At 61.1% G+C, this 16,726-nt stretch carries 19 protein-coding genes; 4 read left to right on the top strand and 15 right to left on the bottom strand.

All coding sequences use genetic code 11. The features are described from left to right. The first annotated feature begins 107 nt into the window (after window positions 1-107). Window positions 108-719, top strand: coding sequence for an immunity protein Imm33 domain-containing protein (locus GCN75_RS15965; RefSeq protein ID WP_152283350.1), 612 nt, complete (start codon window positions 108-110; stop codon window positions 717-719). Beyond that, window positions 716-1,075, top strand: coding sequence for an MmcQ/YjbR family DNA-binding protein (locus GCN75_RS15960; RefSeq protein WP_152283349.1), 360 nt, complete (start codon window positions 716-718; stop codon window positions 1,073-1,075). The genes GCN75_RS15965 and GCN75_RS15960 overlap by 4 nt, the downstream gene beginning before the upstream one ends. Here GCN75_RS15960 and GCN75_RS15955 read toward each other — a convergent pair. The 8 genes from GCN75_RS15955 to GCN75_RS15920 all read right to left on the bottom strand — a co-directional run bounded on the left by GCN75_RS15955 (window position 1,072) and on the right by GCN75_RS15920 (window position 7,982). Continuing rightward, window positions 1,072-2,004: a CysB family HTH-type transcriptional regulator gene (locus GCN75_RS15955; RefSeq protein ID WP_152257486.1), complete on the bottom strand. Its 933-nt coding sequence runs from the start codon at window positions 2,002-2,004 to the stop codon at window positions 1,072-1,074. The two genes, GCN75_RS15960 and GCN75_RS15955, sit on opposite strands and share 4 nt — an antisense overlap. Before the next feature lie 14 nt (window positions 2,005-2,018). Then, window positions 2,019-3,089 (bottom strand): sulfate/molybdate ABC transporter ATP-binding protein, encoded by a 1,071-nt coding sequence (locus GCN75_RS15950; protein ID WP_071075790.1) that lies wholly within the window; start codon window positions 3,087-3,089, stop codon window positions 2,019-2,021. A gap of 2 nt (window positions 3,090-3,091) precedes the next feature. Then, complete coding sequence (gene cysW / locus GCN75_RS15945; RefSeq protein WP_152283348.1) at window positions 3,092-4,021, bottom strand: sulfate ABC transporter permease subunit CysW; 930 nt, start codon at window positions 4,019-4,021, stop codon at window positions 3,092-3,094. After that, a complete protein-coding gene (gene cysT, locus GCN75_RS15940) occupies window positions 4,018-4,887 on the bottom strand; it encodes a sulfate ABC transporter permease subunit CysT (protein WP_152257489.1) in 870 nt (289 codons plus the stop codon). Before cysT ends, cysW begins: the two co-directional genes overlap by 4 nt. Window positions 4,888-5,162: 275 nt before the next feature. Continuing rightward, window positions 5,163-5,801 carry a peroxiredoxin gene (locus tag GCN75_RS15935; protein WP_034747512.1) on the bottom strand — a complete coding sequence of 213 codons (639 nt, stop codon included), beginning with the start codon at window positions 5,799-5,801 and terminating at the stop codon, window positions 5,163-5,165. 42 nt (window positions 5,802-5,843) lie between these two features. Continuing rightward, window positions 5,844-6,410: an RBBP9/YdeN family alpha/beta hydrolase gene (locus GCN75_RS15930; protein ID WP_034747509.1), complete on the bottom strand. Its 567-nt coding sequence runs from the start codon at window positions 6,408-6,410 to the stop codon at window positions 5,844-5,846. 53 nt (window positions 6,411-6,463) lie between these two features. Then, window positions 6,464-7,468, bottom strand: coding sequence for a sulfate ABC transporter substrate-binding protein (locus tag GCN75_RS15925; RefSeq protein WP_152283347.1), 1,005 nt, complete (start codon window positions 7,466-7,468; stop codon window positions 6,464-6,466). 130 nt (window positions 7,469-7,598) lie between these two features. Continuing rightward, window positions 7,599-7,982 (bottom strand): diacylglycerol kinase, encoded by a 384-nt coding sequence (locus GCN75_RS15920; RefSeq protein ID WP_152283346.1) that lies wholly within the window; start codon window positions 7,980-7,982, stop codon window positions 7,599-7,601. 154 nt (window positions 7,983-8,136) lie between these two features. Between GCN75_RS15920 and GCN75_RS15915 the strand changes: the two genes are divergently transcribed. Next, window positions 8,137-8,916 carry an IclR family transcriptional regulator gene (locus GCN75_RS15915; protein ID WP_046685991.1) on the top strand — a complete coding sequence of 260 codons (780 nt, stop codon included), beginning with the start codon at window positions 8,137-8,139 and terminating at the stop codon, window positions 8,914-8,916. A gap of 153 nt (window positions 8,917-9,069) precedes the next feature. Here the strand turns inward: GCN75_RS15915 and pbpG are convergent, their stop codons facing one another. From pbpG to GCN75_RS15900, 3 genes are all read right to left on the bottom strand, one after another. Then, window positions 9,070-10,143, bottom strand: a complete 1,074-nt coding sequence (gene pbpG / locus GCN75_RS15910; protein ID WP_152283345.1) for a D-alanyl-D-alanine endopeptidase — start codon at window positions 10,141-10,143, stop codon at window positions 9,070-9,072. Window positions 10,144-10,319: 176 nt separating this feature from the next. Next, on the bottom strand, window positions 10,320-11,039 hold the full coding sequence (locus GCN75_RS15905) for a nitroreductase (RefSeq protein WP_152283344.1): 720 nt from the start codon (window positions 11,037-11,039) through the stop codon (window positions 10,320-10,322). Window positions 11,040-11,079: 40 nt separating this feature from the next. Further along, window positions 11,080-12,006 (bottom strand): DMT family transporter, encoded by a 927-nt coding sequence (locus tag GCN75_RS15900; RefSeq protein WP_152283343.1) that lies wholly within the window; start codon window positions 12,004-12,006, stop codon window positions 11,080-11,082. A gap of 349 nt (window positions 12,007-12,355) precedes the next feature. Here GCN75_RS15900 and GCN75_RS15895 point away from each other — a divergent pair, with 349 nt between their 5' ends. Further along, window positions 12,356-12,922, top strand: a complete 567-nt coding sequence (locus GCN75_RS15895; RefSeq protein ID WP_046685995.1) for a phasin family protein — start codon at window positions 12,356-12,358, stop codon at window positions 12,920-12,922. A 132-nt stretch (window positions 12,923-13,054) separates the two neighbouring features. On the opposite strand, the gene GCN75_RS15890 is transcribed toward GCN75_RS15895, so the two are convergent. The 4 genes from GCN75_RS15890 to GCN75_RS15875 are packed head-to-tail and all read right to left on the bottom strand — an operon-like array spanning window position 13,055 to window position 16,725. After that, a complete protein-coding gene (locus tag GCN75_RS15890; RefSeq protein WP_152283342.1) occupies window positions 13,055-13,774 on the bottom strand; it encodes an ABC transporter ATP-binding protein in 720 nt (239 codons plus the stop codon). Further along, a complete protein-coding gene (locus GCN75_RS15885) occupies window positions 13,771-14,544 on the bottom strand; it encodes an ABC transporter ATP-binding protein (RefSeq protein WP_152283341.1) in 774 nt (257 codons plus the stop codon). The genes GCN75_RS15890 and GCN75_RS15885 overlap by 4 nt, the downstream gene beginning before the upstream one ends. 11 nt (window positions 14,545-14,555) lie before the next feature. After that, on the bottom strand, window positions 14,556-15,773 hold the full coding sequence (locus tag GCN75_RS15880) for an ABC transporter permease subunit (protein ID WP_152283340.1): 1,218 nt from the start codon (window positions 15,771-15,773) through the stop codon (window positions 14,556-14,558). A gap of 22 nt (window positions 15,774-15,795) precedes the next feature. Continuing rightward, window positions 15,796-16,725: a branched-chain amino acid ABC transporter permease gene (locus GCN75_RS15875; RefSeq protein WP_034785168.1), complete on the bottom strand. Its 930-nt coding sequence runs from the start codon at window positions 16,723-16,725 to the stop codon at window positions 15,796-15,798. Window position 16,726 lies beyond the last annotated feature (1 nt).

The following is a 16,726-nucleotide window of genomic DNA, read 5'->3' as shown; positions in this document are numbered from 1 at the left end:
TGTCCTTGTGTGAGAGGGGGAACGGCCATCATACGGCTTGCGCGCGCGGCGTGCTTTCAGGCGTGCAATCGGCTACCATGGGCTTTCTTTCCTGACGACGGATCACCATGCCCAGCTGGTACCTGGCCGACGCAGCCGAACTGGCGGTGCGCCATCCCTACACCTTCTATAAATCGCCGCCCGAGGCCATCGCCCAGGTGCGCCCCGGCGACGTGGTCAAGCTGATCTTCGCCTTCCACAGCGACGATCCGCACGCGCCGGGCGCCGAACGCATGTGGGTGCTGGTCGATACGGTGGACGCCGGCGGCCATTTCACGGGCAAGCTCGACAACACGCCCGGCTACATCCGCGACCTGCACGCGCAAGACCCCATCGCCTTCGCGGCACGCCACATCATCAATACGCAGCACGACGATGACGATAACCTCGTCAACCGCTACGCGGGCCTGTGCTTCGTCACGAAAAGAGTGCTGGAAGACGGCGCGCCCGTCGGCTACCTGTACCGCGAGGAGCCGGACACCGCCGACGACAGCGGCTGGCGCTTCACGGCCAACGACGAGAGCGACGACTACATCAACGACAGCGCCAACGTGGCCCTCGTGTCGCTGGGCGCCGTGCTCAGCGTGGATGACCGTTTCATTGCGCTGCTGGACGCGCCCACCGGCGCGGCCTATGCCTTCGACCATAACACCCAACAATTCATGGCGGTTGACGAATGACAAGTGATGAACTGAAAGACGTTTGCGCAGCCCTGCCCGGCGCGCAAGCCGTGCTGTACGGCCCGCCGTCGAACATCCTCGTATATGAAGTGAGCGGCAAGAAATTTGCCTATTTTAAGACCAGCGCCCCCGAGCAGTGGCGCTTCAGCCTGCGCGCCAGCGCCGAGCGCTTCATCGAACTGACGGACATGCCGGGCGTCAAGCCGGCCCGCTACATGGGCCGCTTTCACTGGGTGACCATCGTCGACGTGGCGCGCTTCCCCGCCGATTACCTGCTGGAACTGGTGCAGGATTCCCACGCGCGCGCCGTGGCCAGCCTGACGCGCGCGCAGCGGGCCGCGCTCGCCCCAGCTTAAAGCGGCTCTTCGCCCGCCATGGCGCGGTCGATGTCTTCGCGCGTCAGGTCCGGCGCCAGCTGCAGGATGAACTCGTAGGCATACGCGCGCAGGTAGGCGCCGCGGCGCACGGCCAGGCGCGTCGTGTTGGTGGCGAACAGATGCGACGCTTCCACGGCCCGCAGTCCCTTGTCGCGGCCGTGGTCGAAGGCCATGGAGGCAACGATGCCCACGCCCAGGCCCAGCGCCACGTATTGCTTGATGACGTCCGAATCCATGGCCGTCAGGATGATGTCGGTGGCCACGCCCGCCTTGGCGAACGCATCGTCGATATGGCCGCGGCCCGTGAAACCCTTGTCGTAGGTAATCAAGGGATATTTCGCCAGGTCTTCCAGGCGGATGGGCGAATGCTCGAGCAGCGGGTGGCCGTCCGGCACGACGATCAGATGGCTCCAGCGGTAGCACGGGAACGACACGAGGTCGGGGAACTGGCTCAGGCCTTCCGTGGCGATGCCGATATCGGTCTTGCCCGACAACACCCATTCCGCGATGTGCTCGGGCGCGCTTTGTTGTAGCGCAATACGCACGTCGGGGAAGGCGGCGCGGAAACCCTGCACCACTTTCGGCAGCGCATAGCGCGCCTGCGTGTGCGTGGCCGCCACGGACAGGGTGCCGCTGGTCTGGCCGCTGTATTCGAGGCTGGCCTGCTGCAGGTTTTCCGCTTCGATCAAGAGGCGGTCGACGATTTTCAGGATGCCCTTGCCCGGCTCCGTCAAGCCCGTCAATCGCTTGCCGTTGCGCTCGAAGATGACCACGCCCAGCTCGTCTTCCAGTTCGCGGATCTGCCGGCTCACGCCCGGCTGCGACGTGAACAGGGCGTTGGCCACTTCCGTCAGGTTATAGCCGCGGCGGGCCGCTTCGCGGATCGATCGCAGTTGTTGAAAGTTCATATTGGTTCCAGCCTTTAGGTTCTTGTCGGTTCGACGAACACGTGTAATCGTTTCGGGCGCACGACCAGGGTCTCGCCTTCCTTCAGTTGCAGATGGCTGAAACGCTCGTTCGACATCACCGCTTCGATCAGTTCGCTGTTATCGACGCGCTGCAAGTCCAGCTGGGCCAGCGGGCCGATGGCATGGGCGCGGCTCAGTTTCACGACGATGCCTTCCGCGCCCTGCGTGTAGCGGTCGATTTCCAGGTCGTGCGGACGCACATAGGCCGTGCCCTTGCTGTCGCTCACGCCCGCGTAATCGGGTACCTCGAAGCTGGCGTCGCCCGTGGCCATCACGCCGTCATGCACGCGGCCGTGGAACAGGTTGACGTTACCGAGGAAGCCGTACACGAACGGCGACGCGGGGTGGTTGTAGACTTGCTCCGGCGAACCGAGCTGCTCGACGGTGCCCTTGTTCATCAGCACCACCTGGTCCGCCACTTCCAGCGCTTCTTCCTGGTCATGCGTGACGAAAATACTGGTGACGTGCAAGTCGTCATGCAGGCGGCGCAGCCAGCGGCGCAATTCCTTGCGCACCTTGGCATCGAGGGCGCCGAACGGTTCGTCCAGCAGCAGCACGCGGGGCTCGACGGCCAGGGCGCGCGCCAGGGCGATGCGCTGGCGCTGGCCGCCCGACAATTGCGGCGGATAGCGGTCGGCCAGCCAGTCCAGCTGCACCAGTTCCAGCAAATCCTTCACTTTGCGGCGGATCTGGTCTTCCGACGGGCGCTCGCTGCGCGACTTCACGCGCAAGCCAAACGCCACGTTCTCGAACACGGTCATGTGCTTGAACAGCGCGTAATGCTGGAACACGAAACCCACTTGCCGCTCGCGCACATGGCGGTTCGACGCATCTTCCGCGTCCAGCAGCACCTGGCCGCTGTCCGGATGTTCGAGGCCGGCGATGATGCGCAGCAAGGTGGTCTTGCCGCAACCGGACGGGCCCAGCAAAGCCGTCAGTTCGCCGGCGGGAAAGTCCAGCGAGATATTGTCGAGGGCGACGAAATCGCCGAAGCGCTTGTGGATGTTTTTAACTGCGATGGTCATGATCAGTGCTCCGTGGAACGTAAGGCGGAATCGTCGGCGTTGCTCTCGTTCAAACGCCACTCAATAAAGGCTTTCAGGGCCAGGGTCACCAGGGCCAGCAGGGCCAGCAGGGAGGCGACGGCAAACGCGGCGGCAAAGTTGTACTCGTTGTACAGAATCTCCACCTGCAGCGGCATGGTGTTCGTTTCACCGCGGATATGGCCGGATACCACGGACACGGCGCCGAACTCGCCCATGGCGCGGGCGTTACACAGGATCACGCCGTACAGCAAGCCCCACTTGATGTTCGGCAACGTCACGCGGCGGAAAGTGTTCCAGCCCGAGGCGCCCAGCACGATGGCGGCCTCTTCCTCTTCGCTGCCCTGCGACTGCATCAGCGGGATCAGCTCGCGCGCCACAAACGGGAAGGTGATGAAGATGGTGGCCAGCACGATGCCGGGCACGGCAAACAGGATCTTGATGTCGTGCGCCTGCAGCCACGGACCGAACCAGCCCTGGGCGCCAAACATCAGCACATAGATCAGGCCGGAAATCACGGGCGAGACGGAAAACGGCAAGTCGATCAGGGTCAGCAGGATGCTCTTGCCGCGGAAGTCGAACTTGGCGATGCACCATGACGCAGCCACGCCGAACACCAGGTTCAGCGGCACGGCGATGGCGGCCGTGATCAGGGTCAATTTAATGGCGGAAATCGCGTCCGGATCGATGATGGCGGCGATATACGCTTCCCAGCCCTTCTTGAACGCTTCCGCAAACACGGCCACCAGGGGCACGATGAGGAACGCCGTCAGGAACAGCAGGGCGACGGTGATCAGGACCGTGCGCACCCACAACGGTTCCAGTACGACGGGGCCGACATTCGGCTCGAAACGGCGCGCCGCTTTGGGCAGCGCATCTTCCGCGCTGGCGACGGCAGTAATATTCGTACTCATGATTTCTTCGCCTTTCCGCGCGTCCATGCTTGCAGCAGGTTAATCGTCAACAACAGCAGGAAGGACACCACCAGCATCACCACGGCAATGGCCGTGGCGCCCGCGTAATCGTATTGTTCCAGCTTGGTAATAATGAACAGCGGCGTGATTTCCGACACCATGGGCATATTGCCGGCGATAAAGATCACGGAACCGTACTCGCCCGTGGCGCGGGCAAACGCCAGCGCAAAGCCCGTCAGCAACGATGGCAAAATGGTGGGGAAGATGACGCGGATAAACGTCTGCAGGGAATTGGCGCCCAGGCTGGCGGCCGCTTCTTCCAGTTCCTTTTCCGCGTCTTCCAGCACCGGTTGCACGGTGCGCACGACGAAGGGCAAGCCGATGAAGGTCAGCGCCACCACCACGCCCAGCGGCGTGAACGCCACCTTGATGCCCAGCACGCCTTCGATGAACTGGCCAAACCAGCCGTTCGACGAATACAGGGCCGTCAGGGTGATGCCGGCCACGGCCGTCGGCAAGGCGAACGGCAGGTCGACCAGCGCGTCGATGATGCGCTTGCCGGGGAATTTGTAACGCACGAGCACCCAAGCCAGGATGCCGCCGAACACCACGTTCAGCAGGGCAGCGATCAGCGAGGCGCCAAACGTCAGCCGGTACGAGGCCATCACGCGGTCGGACGTGACGGCGCTGAAGAAGGCGTCCCACGTCATGGTGAAGGTTTTCAGGAATACCGACGACAGCGGAATGAGAACGATCAGGGCCAGGTAAAAGAGCGTGAAGCCCAGTGACAGCTTAAACCCCGGCATGACCCGAAACGGCGCGCCGCGCGCCTTGAGCGGCGCTGCTGATGCTGATACTGCAGACATAGAAACTCCTTCTTATTACATTTTTGAGTTATAGAGTGCAATATTCACATGCAATCGTTATAAAAAGAACTAACCATTTCTCATTTGCTTAGATGGATTTTGCATACTTGGCAGCAAATGGCACGGGCGAAAAAAAACGCACCGGACAGGTGCGTTTTTGCTTCTTAGACATATTCATACCCGAGACAAATGCTGGGGTCAGACCCCGAGGGGGAATGCGTCCCAATGGGACGCATTCCGATTGCGAAGCAACTGACCCTGGTCTTACGGTGCTCTTATTTGTTCGGCTGCGGCGTCAGGCGCAGATAAGGCTTGGCTGCCGTAAATCCCTTCGGATATTTCTGCTTGATCACATCCGGGTCTTGCACGGTCAATGGAATGATGACGTCGTCGCCATCTTTCCAGTTGCCGGGCGTGGCCACGGTATAGCCGTCCGTCAGTTGCAGGGCGTCGATGACGCGCAGGATTTCATTGAAGTTGCGGCCCGTGCTCAGCGGATACGTGAGGATCAGCCGCACTTTCTTGTTCGGGTCGATGATGAACACGGAACGCACGGTGGCCGTGACGGATTGCTCCGGGTGAATCATGTCGTACAGCACCGACACTTTCTTGTCGACGTCGGCGATGATGGGGAAGCCCACCACCGTGTTCTGCGTCTCTTCGATATCCTTGATCCAGCTCTTGTGCGACTCGGCCGCGTCCACGGACAGGGCGATGGCCTTCACGTTGCGCTTGTCGAATTCCGGCTTGAGCTTGGCCGTCAAGCCCAGTTCCGTCGTGCACACGGGGGTAAAGTCGGCCGGGTGGGAAAACAGCACCACCCAGGAATTGCCAGCCCACTCGTGGAACTTGAGCGGGCCGATCGAGCTGTCTTGTTCAAAATCAGGGGCGACATCGCCCAGGCGTAAAGTCATCGTGATCTCCTTGTGAGGTTGTGTAGCGGAATGTTCGTCGTCTCAGGCTGCCTGACGGTGGCGCTTGTCGCTTTGCGCCAGATCAAACAGCGTTTGCAGCTGCGCCTGGCCGTAGACCCAGTCGCCAAGGCGCGACTCGGCGTTGATATGGCCCAGCGCACCGCCATCAATATACTTGCAATTCCAGCGCCGTGCCCACTGGGCCGCGTGTTCGGCCGTCATCCACGGGTCCGTCTGGCTGGCGATCAGGATGCCGGGGCAAGGCAGGCGCTTTTGCGGCAAGGCCTTCGCCACGCCGAACTTGTCCGGATCGGCCGGTCCCACCAGCAGCACGCCGGCCACGCCCTGCGGGTCGCGGGCCAGGCTGTGCGCCGTCGTCAGGCAGCCGAAGCTGTGGGCGACGATCAGGGTCGGACGCGCATCCTGGCGCCGCACCTGGTCCAGGCGCGCCGACCAGGTAGCCAGGTCGGGAGCGTTCCAGTCATCCTGCTCGACCCGCTCGAATTGCGGATACAGGCGCTGCCAGCGGCTTTGCCAATGCTCGGGACCGCTGTTATGCAAGCCCGGTACGATCAATACCCGGTAATCGGAAAAGCTGCGCAGCGCCATGATGTGTCCTTGCGTGATCGATTCCGGCAAGCGTTGCCGCCTGCCGGTGAAGATTACTTCGGCTGATAGATCTGGTCGAAGATGCCGCCGTCGGCAAAGTGCGCCTTCTGTGCTGCCGTCCAGCCGCCCGCCACTTGCTCGATCGTGAACAGGTTGACCTTGGCAAATTGGGACGCGTACTTCTTCGCCGCCTTGTCCGTTGCCGGACGGTAGTAGTTCTTGGCGATGATGTCTTGCGCTTCGTCCGTGTACAGGTAGTTCAGGTAAGCCTCGGCCACCTTGCGCGTACCGTGCTTGTCGGCAAACTTGTCGACGACGGCGACGGGCGGCTCGGCCAGGATGCTCACGGAAGGCGTGATGATGTCGAACTTGGTCGGACCCAGTTCCTTGACGGCCAGGTAAGCTTCGTTTTCCCAGGCGATCAGCACGTCGCCGATGCCCCGTTCGACGAAGGTGGTGGTGGCGCCGCGCGCGCCGGAATCGAGCACGGGCACGTTCTTGTACAGTTTGCCCAGGAAATCCTTGGCCTTCGCTTCATTGCCGCCCGGCTGGCGCAGCGCGTAGCCCCAGGCCGCCAGATGGTTCCACCGGGCGCCGCCCGAGGTTTTCGGATTCGGCGTGATGACGGAGACGCCCGGCTTGATCAGGTCATTCCAATCCTTGATGCCTTTCGGATTGCCCTTGCGCACGAGAAACACGATGGTCGAGGTGTACGGCGAGCTGTTGTGCGCCAGGCGCTTTTGCCAGTCGGCCGCGAGCAGCTTGTGCTCGGCCAGCGCATCGATGTCATAGGCCAGGGCCAAGGTGACCACGTCCGCTTCCAGGCCGTCGATGACGGCGCGCGCCTGCTTGCCGGAACCGCCGTGCGATTGCTTGATCTTGACGTTGTCGCCCGTCTTGCCTTTCCATTCCTTGGCAAATGCCGTGTTCACATCCTGGTACAGCTCGCGTGTCGGGTCATACGACACGTTGAGCAGGGTGATATCGGCAGCCTGCGCCGTTTGCAGAATGGCAAACGCGCTGATGGCGGCGGCAATGATGATTTTTTTCGACAGCATCTAAGATCCCCGTGTGGTTGAACTTTCAGAGCCACCAGATTACGGCGCAACGGCCGCAAAGAGAACGAAGCGTTTCGCCGTTTGATATACACTTTTAGCATATGGACGGCGCGCAACGGGGATAAAGCGGTTAATAGAAACGGTTAAATAATACGACAGCCCACGTGGCGAAGGCCAGGATGCAGGTGAGCAGCACGGCGGCGCTGCCGAAGTCCTTGGCGTTTTTCGACAGCGGGTGGCGGTCCAGCGAAATGCGGTCGACCACGGCTTCCAGCGCGGAATTGATCAGTTCGACGATCAGGACCAGCAGCAGCACGCCGATCAGCACCAGTTTTTCAAAGGCGGAGATACGCAGCAGCAAGGCGATCACGGTGCCGACGACAAACAGGCCCAGTTCCTGGCGAAACGCGTGTTCATGGCGCCAGGCCGCCTTCAAGCCATCGAGCGAGTAGAAAAAGGCGGAAAAAATCCGTTTCAAGCCACTTTTACTCTTGAATTCATTTACAGGTTGCATAGTTTTCCACGGTATCCAGCGAGTGCGATGTCCACATTATGGGGGCCGAAATAGGAATTGTGACAATTTTTTCGCTGAATATCTCGGAACATTTCACTATTTTTTCACATCATGGTATAAAGATGCATGAATACTGCATTGCACCAAATCCATCATGAAAATTGAACCGGTCGCTGCCCCGAAGACGACGATCCAGGTGATCGAACGCATGGTCGCCCTGCTCGATGCCCTGGCCAAATATTCCGACCCGGTCAGCCTGAAGGAATTGTCGAAAGTTTCCGGGCTGCACCCTTCAACGGCGCACCGCATCCTCAACGACATGGTGCTGACGCGCTTTGTCGACCGCATCGAACCGGGCACCTACCGGCTGGGCATGCGCCTGCTGGAACTGGGCAATGTGGTGAAAAGCCGCCTCAGCGTGCGCGAAGCGGCGCTGGACTTCATGCGCCAGCTGCACAAGAAAACCCAGCAAACGATCAACCTGTCCGTGCGCCAGGGCGACGAGATCGTCTACATCGACCGCGCATTTTCCGAGCGCTCGGGCATGCAGGTGGTGCGCGCCATCGGCGGGCGCGGCCCGCTGCACCTGACCTCGACGGGCAAGCTGTTCCTGTCCGTGGACGAGCCGAAAGCCATCCGCGCCTACGCCACGCGCACGGGCCTGGCCGGGCACAACAAGAATTCCATCACGGATCTGCAAAAGCTCGAGCGCGAGCTGAGCCTGGTGCGCGAGCGCGGCTATGCGCGCGACAATGAAGAGCTGGAACTGGGCGTGCGCTGCATGGCCGCCGGCATCCGCGACGACTCCGGCAAGCTGATTGCCGGCCTGTCGATCTCGGCACCGGCCGACCGCTTGCAGGATGAGTGGCTGGTGGACCTGGTGGAGACGGCGAACCAGATTTCCGTGACCTTGGGATTCATTCCCCAAGACTGAGAGCGCCTGACCAAACCTGCTACGCGGCGCGCTTTGCGGCCTGCGATGCTCACCGGCTCGGCGCCCCCGTACAGAGTACGGTTGCGCTTCTTAGCCACAAATCACTACCGCTCGCTACGGTTTTGTCAGGCGTCGTAACGATAGCCTTGTGCATTAACCGCCGGGCAGACTCATGTTGGCAGGCTTGAGTGCTTCCAGCCACTTGCGCATGCGTCCCGCATCGGCCGTGCGCGACTGTTTGCCCTTGGAATCGAGGAAGACCATGATCACGGCCCGTCCTTCGATGACGGCCTGCATCATCAGGCAACGTCCCGCCTCATTGATGAAACCCGTCTTTTGCAAGCCGATCTCCCAGCCGGGATTGGCCACCAGGTGATTCGTATTGCCAAACTGCATGGGCTGGCCGCTGGCTTCCACGATGGCTTTCGGGTCCGTCGAGTACTCGCGCAGCAGCGGATGGCGGAAGGCGGCCATGGCCAGCTTGCCCAGGTCGCGTGCGCTGGCCACGTTCATTTTCGACAAGCCGCTGGAATCGACGTAATGCGTATCCATCATGCCCAGCTGGCGCGCCTTGCTGTTCATCGCATCGACAAACGCGGGCAAGCCGCCCGGATAATTGCGACCCAGGGCCGAGGCGGCGCGGTTTTCCGAACTCATCAGGGCGATGTGCAGCATATTGGCGCGCGTCAATTGCGAGCCCACTTTCAGGCGTGAGCTGCTGAACTTGGCGCGGTCGACGTCCTCGTCCGTGATCGTCAGCACTTCATCCATGTCCTGGTGCGCTTCGACCACCACCAGGCCCGTCATCATCTTGGTGATGGAGGCGATGGGCAAGGCGACATTGGAATTCTTTTCAAACAGCACTTCCGAATTGGCCTGGTCCAGCACCAGCGCCACGCTGGATTTCAGGTCGAGCGGATCGCGCGTGAGGTTCAGGCCCGCCAGGTCGCCCATGGTGGGCATCGGTGCCGCCATGGGTACGGCCACGCTGCTGACTTTTTGATAGATGACCTTGCGCTTGCCGCGCACCATGACGACCCGGCGCACGGTCTTTTCGCGCGGCGCGGCCGTCGCGCCCTTGCGCAGCACGACTTTGACTTTCTTGGTATTGTGTTTCTTGGAGGCTGAGGATTTGCCGTTCGCGTCCTTGGCGTGCACGGCCGCAGCCGGCGCCAGCGCAAACAGCAGGGAAGCCAGGACACCCAGCGCAAGTTTAAACTTAGCCATTCGATAATTCCCCGTGAAGCTGTTGCCTTATTGCAGTGTAGCGAAATGCAGAGCAATCGCAAGCCTATTTAACAGTTAGGACAGTATTTATTGCAGCAATGGAATACAAATCGTTGGCGATCAGCAAACAAGCTCATCCTTAACCAGCTGTTTGCCTGTGCCGATCGCGGCAATGTCTATTTGTCCATGAATTTAACAAAGCCGGCCAGCGGCTCGCGTTCCGTGCTCAGGCGGTTCTCGATCTTGTCCGGATCGGCATAGCCGAGGGCCATGCCGCACACCACCATTTCGCTGGCCGGCACGCCCAGTTCGTCGCGGATGATGTCATGGTAATGGATGAAGGCCGCTTGCGGGCAGGTATCGAGGCCCCGCGCACGGGCCGCCAGCATGATGTTTTGCAAGAACATGCCGTAATCGAGCCAGGACCCCTGTTCCAGCACGCGTTCGATAGTGAAGATCAGGCCCACAGGTGCATCGAAAAACTGGAAATTGCGTCCGTGCTGGGCCGCCATGCCCGCCGTGTCGCCCCGTTCCAGGCCCAGCAGCTGATACAGGTCCAGGCCGATCTTGCGGCGGCGCTCGATGAATGGCGCCGTCCACTGGCGCGGGTAATAAGTATACGACGCCGTTCGCGCGGGCGCATCGGGTGCCTTGGGCGCGTCGTAGGCGGCCAGGATGCGGCGCGACAGGCGCAGGCGCGCCTCGCCCGACAGCACATACACTTTCCACGGCTGCATATTGGCGCCCGACGGCGCGCGCGCCGCCACTTCCAGGATGCGCGCGATATCGTACTGCGCTACCGGCGTGGGCAAAAAGGCGCGCACCGACCGGCGCGACACGATGACGGCGTCGACGGCTTGCTGCGCCGACGGTGTTTCAGATGCTTGCTTGTTCACTGCCCTGCTCTCCTGCTTGTTCTCGACTGACTGTCATGCGCTATTTCTTGACCACGAATACCACGCCGACCACGGCCACCAGCATGCCGGCGATGCCCAGCATATTAAAGGCTTCGCCAAACATCAGCCAGGCCATCACGGCCGTCGTGGGCGGCGTCAGGTAAAGCAAGCCCGTCACTTTCGTCGCGTCGCTGCGGCGGATCAGGGCAAACAGCAGGAAGATGGCGCCGATGGACAGCACGAGTACCGACCACAGCAAGGCGCCGATGAAGTTCGCCGTCCATTGCACATTGCTGAAATGCAGGTCCAGCCCTTCGTAATACAGGGCGAACGGCAACACCACGACGATGGAAGCGGCAAACTGCACCACCGTGCCCGTGCGCAAGTCGAACTGCGGGCAGTGGCGTTTTTGATACATGGTGCCAGCCGTCATCGACAGCAGCGCGAACACGCACAGCAGCACGCTTTCCACGGTCAGGCCCACGAGGTTGATCTTCGCGTACACCACCAACGCCACGCCCAGCAAGCCAAAGAACAGGCCCAGCCACTGGCGCGGGCGCACGGATTCGCCGATCAGGGGCGCGGCGCAGGCCGTCAGCACGGGTTGCATGCCGACGATTAGCGCAGAGAGGCCGGCCGGCATGCCCAGCTTGATGGCGCACCAGACGCCGGCCAGGTAGCCGGCCTGCATCAAAATGCCGGCCACGGCAATCTGGCGGAACTGCCCCACGGGCCACGGCGCGCGCAAGATCAGCACCAGCGGCAGCAAAATGACCAGCACGCCCAGGAAACGCAGCAGCAAAAAGGTCAGCGGCGGCGCGTACGGCAAGCCGAACTTGGCCACGATAAAACCTGTGCTCCATAACAACACGAAGAAAGCGGGCAAGGCCATCGGCGCCACGGTGGTCAGGAAAGAAGCTTTGGGGGCTTGGCCACTGGCGCCAGCCGCGGCGGGAAGATTGGACATGGTATCGACTCGGGAAACGGATACTCACCGGGGCGGTGCGCCGGTGCGGGAGCCAAAGTCTAGCATGCTGCGCCGCACCCGTCCTGAAAGGCGGGGAAATAATGGTTTAGGGCTAAACCATTAACACTCAGAAATCAAATATTTCTCTTTAGAAACAATGGCTTTTGACCCAAATCTATTCAATTGTTGCATCGCACAAGAATCGCTTGACTTCGTTTTTTTTAACCGTAGAATAGGGTTTGTTGCGTTGCACAATTCTTGTTCAGCTTGAAAAATTTAGATTCACCTGCTTTCCCAAACGGTACACGCAGCATCAAATTAACCAGATTTCGATTTTTTGGAGATTTATATGTTTTCAATTCCTGAGCAATTTTCGTCCGCTACCAAAGCCAACCTGGAAGCCCAATTCGCCCTGTTCTCGTCGCTGACGGGCAAGGCCTTCGAAGGCATCGAAAAGATCGTCGAACTGAACCTGACCGCTGCCAAGGCAACCTTGGAAGAATCGACCGCCGCCGCCAAGCAATTGCTGTCGGCAAAAGATCCACAAGAATTCTTCTCGCTGAGCGCTGCTCAAGCCCAGCCTAGCGCCGAAAAAGCCATCGCCTACGGCCGCCACCTGGCTGCCATCACATCCGGCACGCAAGCTGAATTCAGCAAAGCGGCTGAATCGCAAATCGCTGAAACCAACCGCAAAGTCATCTCGCTGGTGGAAGAAGTCACCAAGAATGCCCCAGCCGGTTCGGAAAACGCTGTTGCCATCCTGAAAAGCGCCATCGGCAACGCCAATGCAGGCTACGAGCAATTCTCGAAAACCAGCAAGCAAGCCGTCGAAGCCATCGAAGCAAACCTGGCATCGGCCGTGAACCAGTTCACGCAAGCGGCTGAAAAAGTCGTGCCGCGCGCTGCCGCCAAGTAATTACCAAACGGCCGCTGCGGCGGCCGCTGTTACCAGCTCCTCCAGGCGTCCATCCCGCACTTCCCCGACGGATGCCATTATGCCCCAGCCCAGCTGGGGCATTTTTTATGCCCGCAAGCTTCCCGTACCCTCCTACTCCCCCAGATACGCGGCCTTCACGCGCGGGTCGTCCAGCATGGCGGCCGCGTTGCCGCCCATGGTGACCAGGCCGGAATCCATCACATAGCCGCGGTGCGCCGCCTGCAGGGCCAAGCGGGCATTCTGTTCGACCAGCAAGATCGTGATGCCTTCGGACGAGACCTTGCGGATCACCTCGAAGATTTTCTCGACCATGATGGGCGACAAGCCCATCGATGGCTCGTCGAGCAGCAGCAGCTTCGGATGGCTCATCAGTGCCCGCGCCATGGCCAGCATCTGCTGCTCGCCGCCCGACAGCGTGCCGGCCATCTGCGCGGCCCGTTCCTTCAGGCGGGGAAACACGTCGAACCAGCGAGCGATATCATCCTCGACGCCCCTCGCATCCGTACGCGTGTAAGCCCCCATCATCAGGTTTTCGCGGATCGACATGCGCGTAAACACGCCCCGCCCTTCCGGCACCATGGCCAGCTTTCTTTCCACCAGGTGAAACGATTTCGTGCCCTTGAGCGACTCGCCCAGGTAGCTGATCGTGCCTTCGACCTTGCACTCAGGCAAAGTGCCCGTGATGGCTTTCAAGGTTGTCGTCTTGCCGGCGCCGTTCGCGCCGATCAGGGCGATCAACTCGCCCTCGTTCACTTCCAGATCGATGCCTTTCACCGCCTTGATGCCGCCGTAGGCCACGTGCAGGCCCGCCACCTTCAATATATTGCTCATGCGTGCGATCCCCCCAGGTAAGCCTCGATGACGGCCTGGTTTTGTTGTATTTCGGCCGGCAAGCCTTCCGCGATGCGCTTGCCATACTCGAGCACCGTGATGCGGTCGCACAGTCCCATCATCAGTTTCACGTCGTGCTCGATCAACAGCACGGTCTTGCCTTCGGCCTTGATTTTCACCAGCAACTCGCGCAGGGCCAGCTTTTCCGTCGCATTCATGCCGGCCGCCGGCTCGTCGAGGGCCAGCAGTTGCGGATCGGTGGCCAGCGCGCGGGCGATTTCCAGGCGCCGCTGGTCGCCATACGACAGGAAACGGGCCGTGCGGTTGGCGAACTGGGCGATCCCGACGAAGTCGAGCAGCTCCATGGCCCGCCGGCGGATGGACGCCTCTTCCTCGCGCGCCGCCTTGTGGCGGAAGATGGCGCCGAACACGCCCTGGTGCGAGCGCACATGGCGCCCCACCATGACGTTTTCCAGTGCCGTCATGTCGCCAAATAAACGGATGTTCTGGAAGGTGCGGGCGATGCCCGCCTTGGCCACCTTGTGCGGCGCGGACGGCGAATACGGCTTGCCGGCCAGCTCGAAGGTGCCCGTGTCGGGCTGGTACAGGCCCGTGATCACGTTGAAAAACGTCGTCTTGCCGGCGCCGTTCGGCCCGATCAAGCCGTAGATCTGGCCTTGCCGGATGGTGATGCCCACGTCGGTCAGCGCCTGCAAGCCACCGAAACGCTTGTTCACGCCGGCGATATTGAGAATGATCTGTTCGCTCATACTATCCTCCCTTAAGCGGACACGACGCCGGTTGACTTGTTCGGCTGGTCGACGTCGTGGTCGGGCCGGTCCTCGTGCTTCGGCGATGGCCACAAGCCGGCAGGACGGTTGAGCATGATCAACACCATCGCCAGGCCGTACAGCAGCTGGCGCAGCACTTCCGCCTCGATCACCACATGGCCGAACAGCGCCTGCTGGGCCGGTTCCACCACATGGCGCAGCACTTCCGGTATCGAGGCAAGGATGACGCCGCCGAGGATCACGCCAGGGATATGGCCGATGCCGCCCAGCACCACCATGGCCAGCACGGCGATCGATTCCGTCAGCGAGAACGATTCCGGCGAAACAAAGCCCTGGAACGAGGCAAACATGGCGCCAGCCACGCCGCCGAACGAGGCGCCCATGGAAAAGGCCAGCAGTTTGACGTTGCGCGTGTTGATGCCCATGGCCTTGGCGGCGATCTCGTCTTCGCGGATGGCCACCCAGGCGCGGCCCAGGCGCGAATGCTGGAGCCGCTTGGTGACGAACACGACGGCGATGCACAGGAACAGGAACAAAAAGTAATAGGCGTTCACGGACGGCATGGAAAAGCCGCCCACCACGACGGTGCTGTTGGTGCCCGCCTCGCCCGCGAGGTTGACGCCGAAGATGCGGATGGGGTCGATCAAATTGATGCCTTGCGGACCATTCGTGAAATTGATCGGGTCGTTCAAATTGTTCATGAAGATGCGGATGATCTCGCCAAAGCCCAAGGTCACGATGGCCAGGTAGTCGCCGCGCAGTTTCAAGGTGGGCGCGCCCAGCAGGGCGCCAAACAGGCCCGCGACGGCCGCGGCCAGCGGCACGATGAGCCAGATCGACAAATGGATGCCGTTTTCGCGGATTTCCGGCCCCATCAGTTGCACCAGGGTTTCGCCCAGCACCGGGTATTGATTCACCACCGATTCAAGCAGGATGGCGAACTGGGGCGACGCCAGCAAGGCCGTCAGGTAGGCGCCCACGGCATAGAAGGCGATGTAGCCCAGGTCGAGCAGGCCGGCAAAGCCGACGACGATGTTCAAGCCCAGGGCCAGCATGATGTACAGCAAGGCCATGTCGATGATGCGTACCCACGAGTTGCCGAACTGGGCGGCAAAAAACGGGAACACCATCAGCAGCGCGGCCAGGCCCAGCATGCCGGCGTAGGCCTTGGCGGGATTCTTTTTTGCATCGAAATCGAGTAATGCCATGATTTAATCTCCCAGTTTCACATCAGGCACGGTCGGCTACGCGTTCGCCCATGATGCCGGACGGGCGCAGGGTCAGCACGATGATCAGCACGACGAAGGCAAAGATATCCTGGTAGTGGCTGCCCAGGAAACCGCCCGTGATGTCGCCGATATAGCCGGCGCCCAGGCTCTCGATAATGCCCAGCAAGATACCGCCCAGCATGGCGCCATAGATATTGCCGATGCCACCCAGCACGGCCGCGCAAAATGCCTTCAAGCCGGGGATGGCCCCCATGGAAAACTGGATGGATGCATAGTTGGCGCCCCACATCACACCCGCCACCGCCGCCAGCGCGGCGCCGATGGCAAAGGTGGCGACGATGACCTTGTCGGAATCGACGCCCATAAGGCCCGCCACGCGGGGGTTTTCCGCCGTGGCGCGCATGGCGCGGCCCATTTTCGTTTTTTCCACCAGCAACACCAATCCCCCCATCGACAGGGCGGCCAGGGCCAGCAGCAGCACTTGCGTTTGCGAAATCACGGCGCCCCCTATGTTGATGGGGTCGGTCGACAGCAATTGCGGGAAGGGCAAGGGATTGCGCGTCCAGATCATCATGGCAAAGGTTTGCAGCAGGATGGAGACGCCGATGGCGGTAATCAGGGGGGCGAGGCGGGGGGCGTTGCGCAGGCGGCGGTAGGCGACCCGCTCGATGATGATGTTGACCAGAATACAGATGGGAATGGCGCCGAGGATGGCGGTGGCCAGTTTCAGGTAGCCGGGCCAGTCCGGTACATAAATGCCCAGCAGCTTGAGGATGGTCAAGCCCACCATGGCGCCGATCATGAGTACGTCGCCGTGGGCGAAGTTGATCAGATTCAAGACGCCATACACCATCGTGTAACCGAGGGCGACTAAGGCATACATGCTGCCCAGCACCAAGCCGTTAATGATCTGCTGGATGAATGTATCCATG

Source organism: Janthinobacterium violaceinigrum (assembly GCF_009208555.1).
GTDB classification, from domain to species: Bacteria; Pseudomonadota; Gammaproteobacteria; order Burkholderiales; family Burkholderiaceae_D; genus Janthinobacterium; species Janthinobacterium violaceinigrum.
This window is presented reverse-complemented; position numbering and strand designations above follow the sequence as displayed.

Coding starts and splice junctions, on each gene's coding strand:
- GCN75_RS15965 (WP_152283350.1), top strand. CDS start 108: ATGCCCAGCTGGTACCTGGCCGACGCAGCCGAACTGGCGGTGCGCCAT.
- GCN75_RS15960 (WP_152283349.1), top strand. CDS start 716: ATGACAAGTGATGAACTGAAAGACGTTTGCGCAGCCCTGCCCGGCGCG.
- GCN75_RS15955 (WP_152257486.1), bottom strand. CDS start 2,004: ATGAACTTTCAACAACTGCGATCGATCCGCGAAGCGGCCCGCCGCGGC.
- GCN75_RS15950 (WP_071075790.1), bottom strand. CDS start 3,089: ATGACCATCGCAGTTAAAAACATCCACAAGCGCTTCGGCGATTTCGTC.
- cysW (WP_152283348.1), bottom strand. CDS start 4,021: ATGAGTACGAATATTACTGCCGTCGCCAGCGCGGAAGATGCGCTGCCC.
- cysT (WP_152257489.1), bottom strand. CDS start 4,887: ATGTCTGCAGTATCAGCATCAGCAGCGCCGCTCAAGGCGCGCGGCGCG.
- GCN75_RS15935 (WP_034747512.1), bottom strand. CDS start 5,801: ATGACTTTACGCCTGGGCGATGTCGCCCCTGATTTTGAACAAGACAGC.
- GCN75_RS15930 (WP_034747509.1), bottom strand. CDS start 6,410: ATGGCGCTGCGCAGCTTTTCCGATTACCGGGTATTGATCGTACCGGGC.
- GCN75_RS15925 (WP_152283347.1), bottom strand. CDS start 7,468: ATGCTGTCGAAAAAAATCATCATTGCCGCCGCCATCAGCGCGTTTGCC.
- GCN75_RS15920 (WP_152283346.1), bottom strand. CDS start 7,982: ATGCAACCTGTAAATGAATTCAAGAGTAAAAGTGGCTTGAAACGGATT.
- GCN75_RS15915 (WP_046685991.1), top strand. CDS start 8,137: ATGAAAATTGAACCGGTCGCTGCCCCGAAGACGACGATCCAGGTGATC.
- pbpG (WP_152283345.1), bottom strand. CDS start 10,143: ATGGCTAAGTTTAAACTTGCGCTGGGTGTCCTGGCTTCCCTGCTGTTT.
- GCN75_RS15900 (WP_152283343.1), bottom strand. CDS start 12,006: ATGTCCAATCTTCCCGCCGCGGCTGGCGCCAGTGGCCAAGCCCCCAAA.
- GCN75_RS15895 (WP_046685995.1), top strand. CDS start 12,356: ATGTTTTCAATTCCTGAGCAATTTTCGTCCGCTACCAAAGCCAACCTG.
- GCN75_RS15890 (WP_152283342.1), bottom strand. CDS start 13,774: ATGAGCAATATATTGAAGGTGGCGGGCCTGCACGTGGCCTACGGCGGC.
- GCN75_RS15885 (WP_152283341.1), bottom strand. CDS start 14,544: ATGAGCGAACAGATCATTCTCAATATCGCCGGCGTGAACAAGCGTTTC.
- GCN75_RS15880 (WP_152283340.1), bottom strand. CDS start 15,773: ATGGCATTACTCGATTTCGATGCAAAAAAGAATCCCGCCAAGGCCTAC.
- GCN75_RS15875 (WP_034785168.1), bottom strand. CDS start 16,725: ATGGATACATTCATCCAGCAGATCATTAACGGCTTGGTGCTGGGCAGC.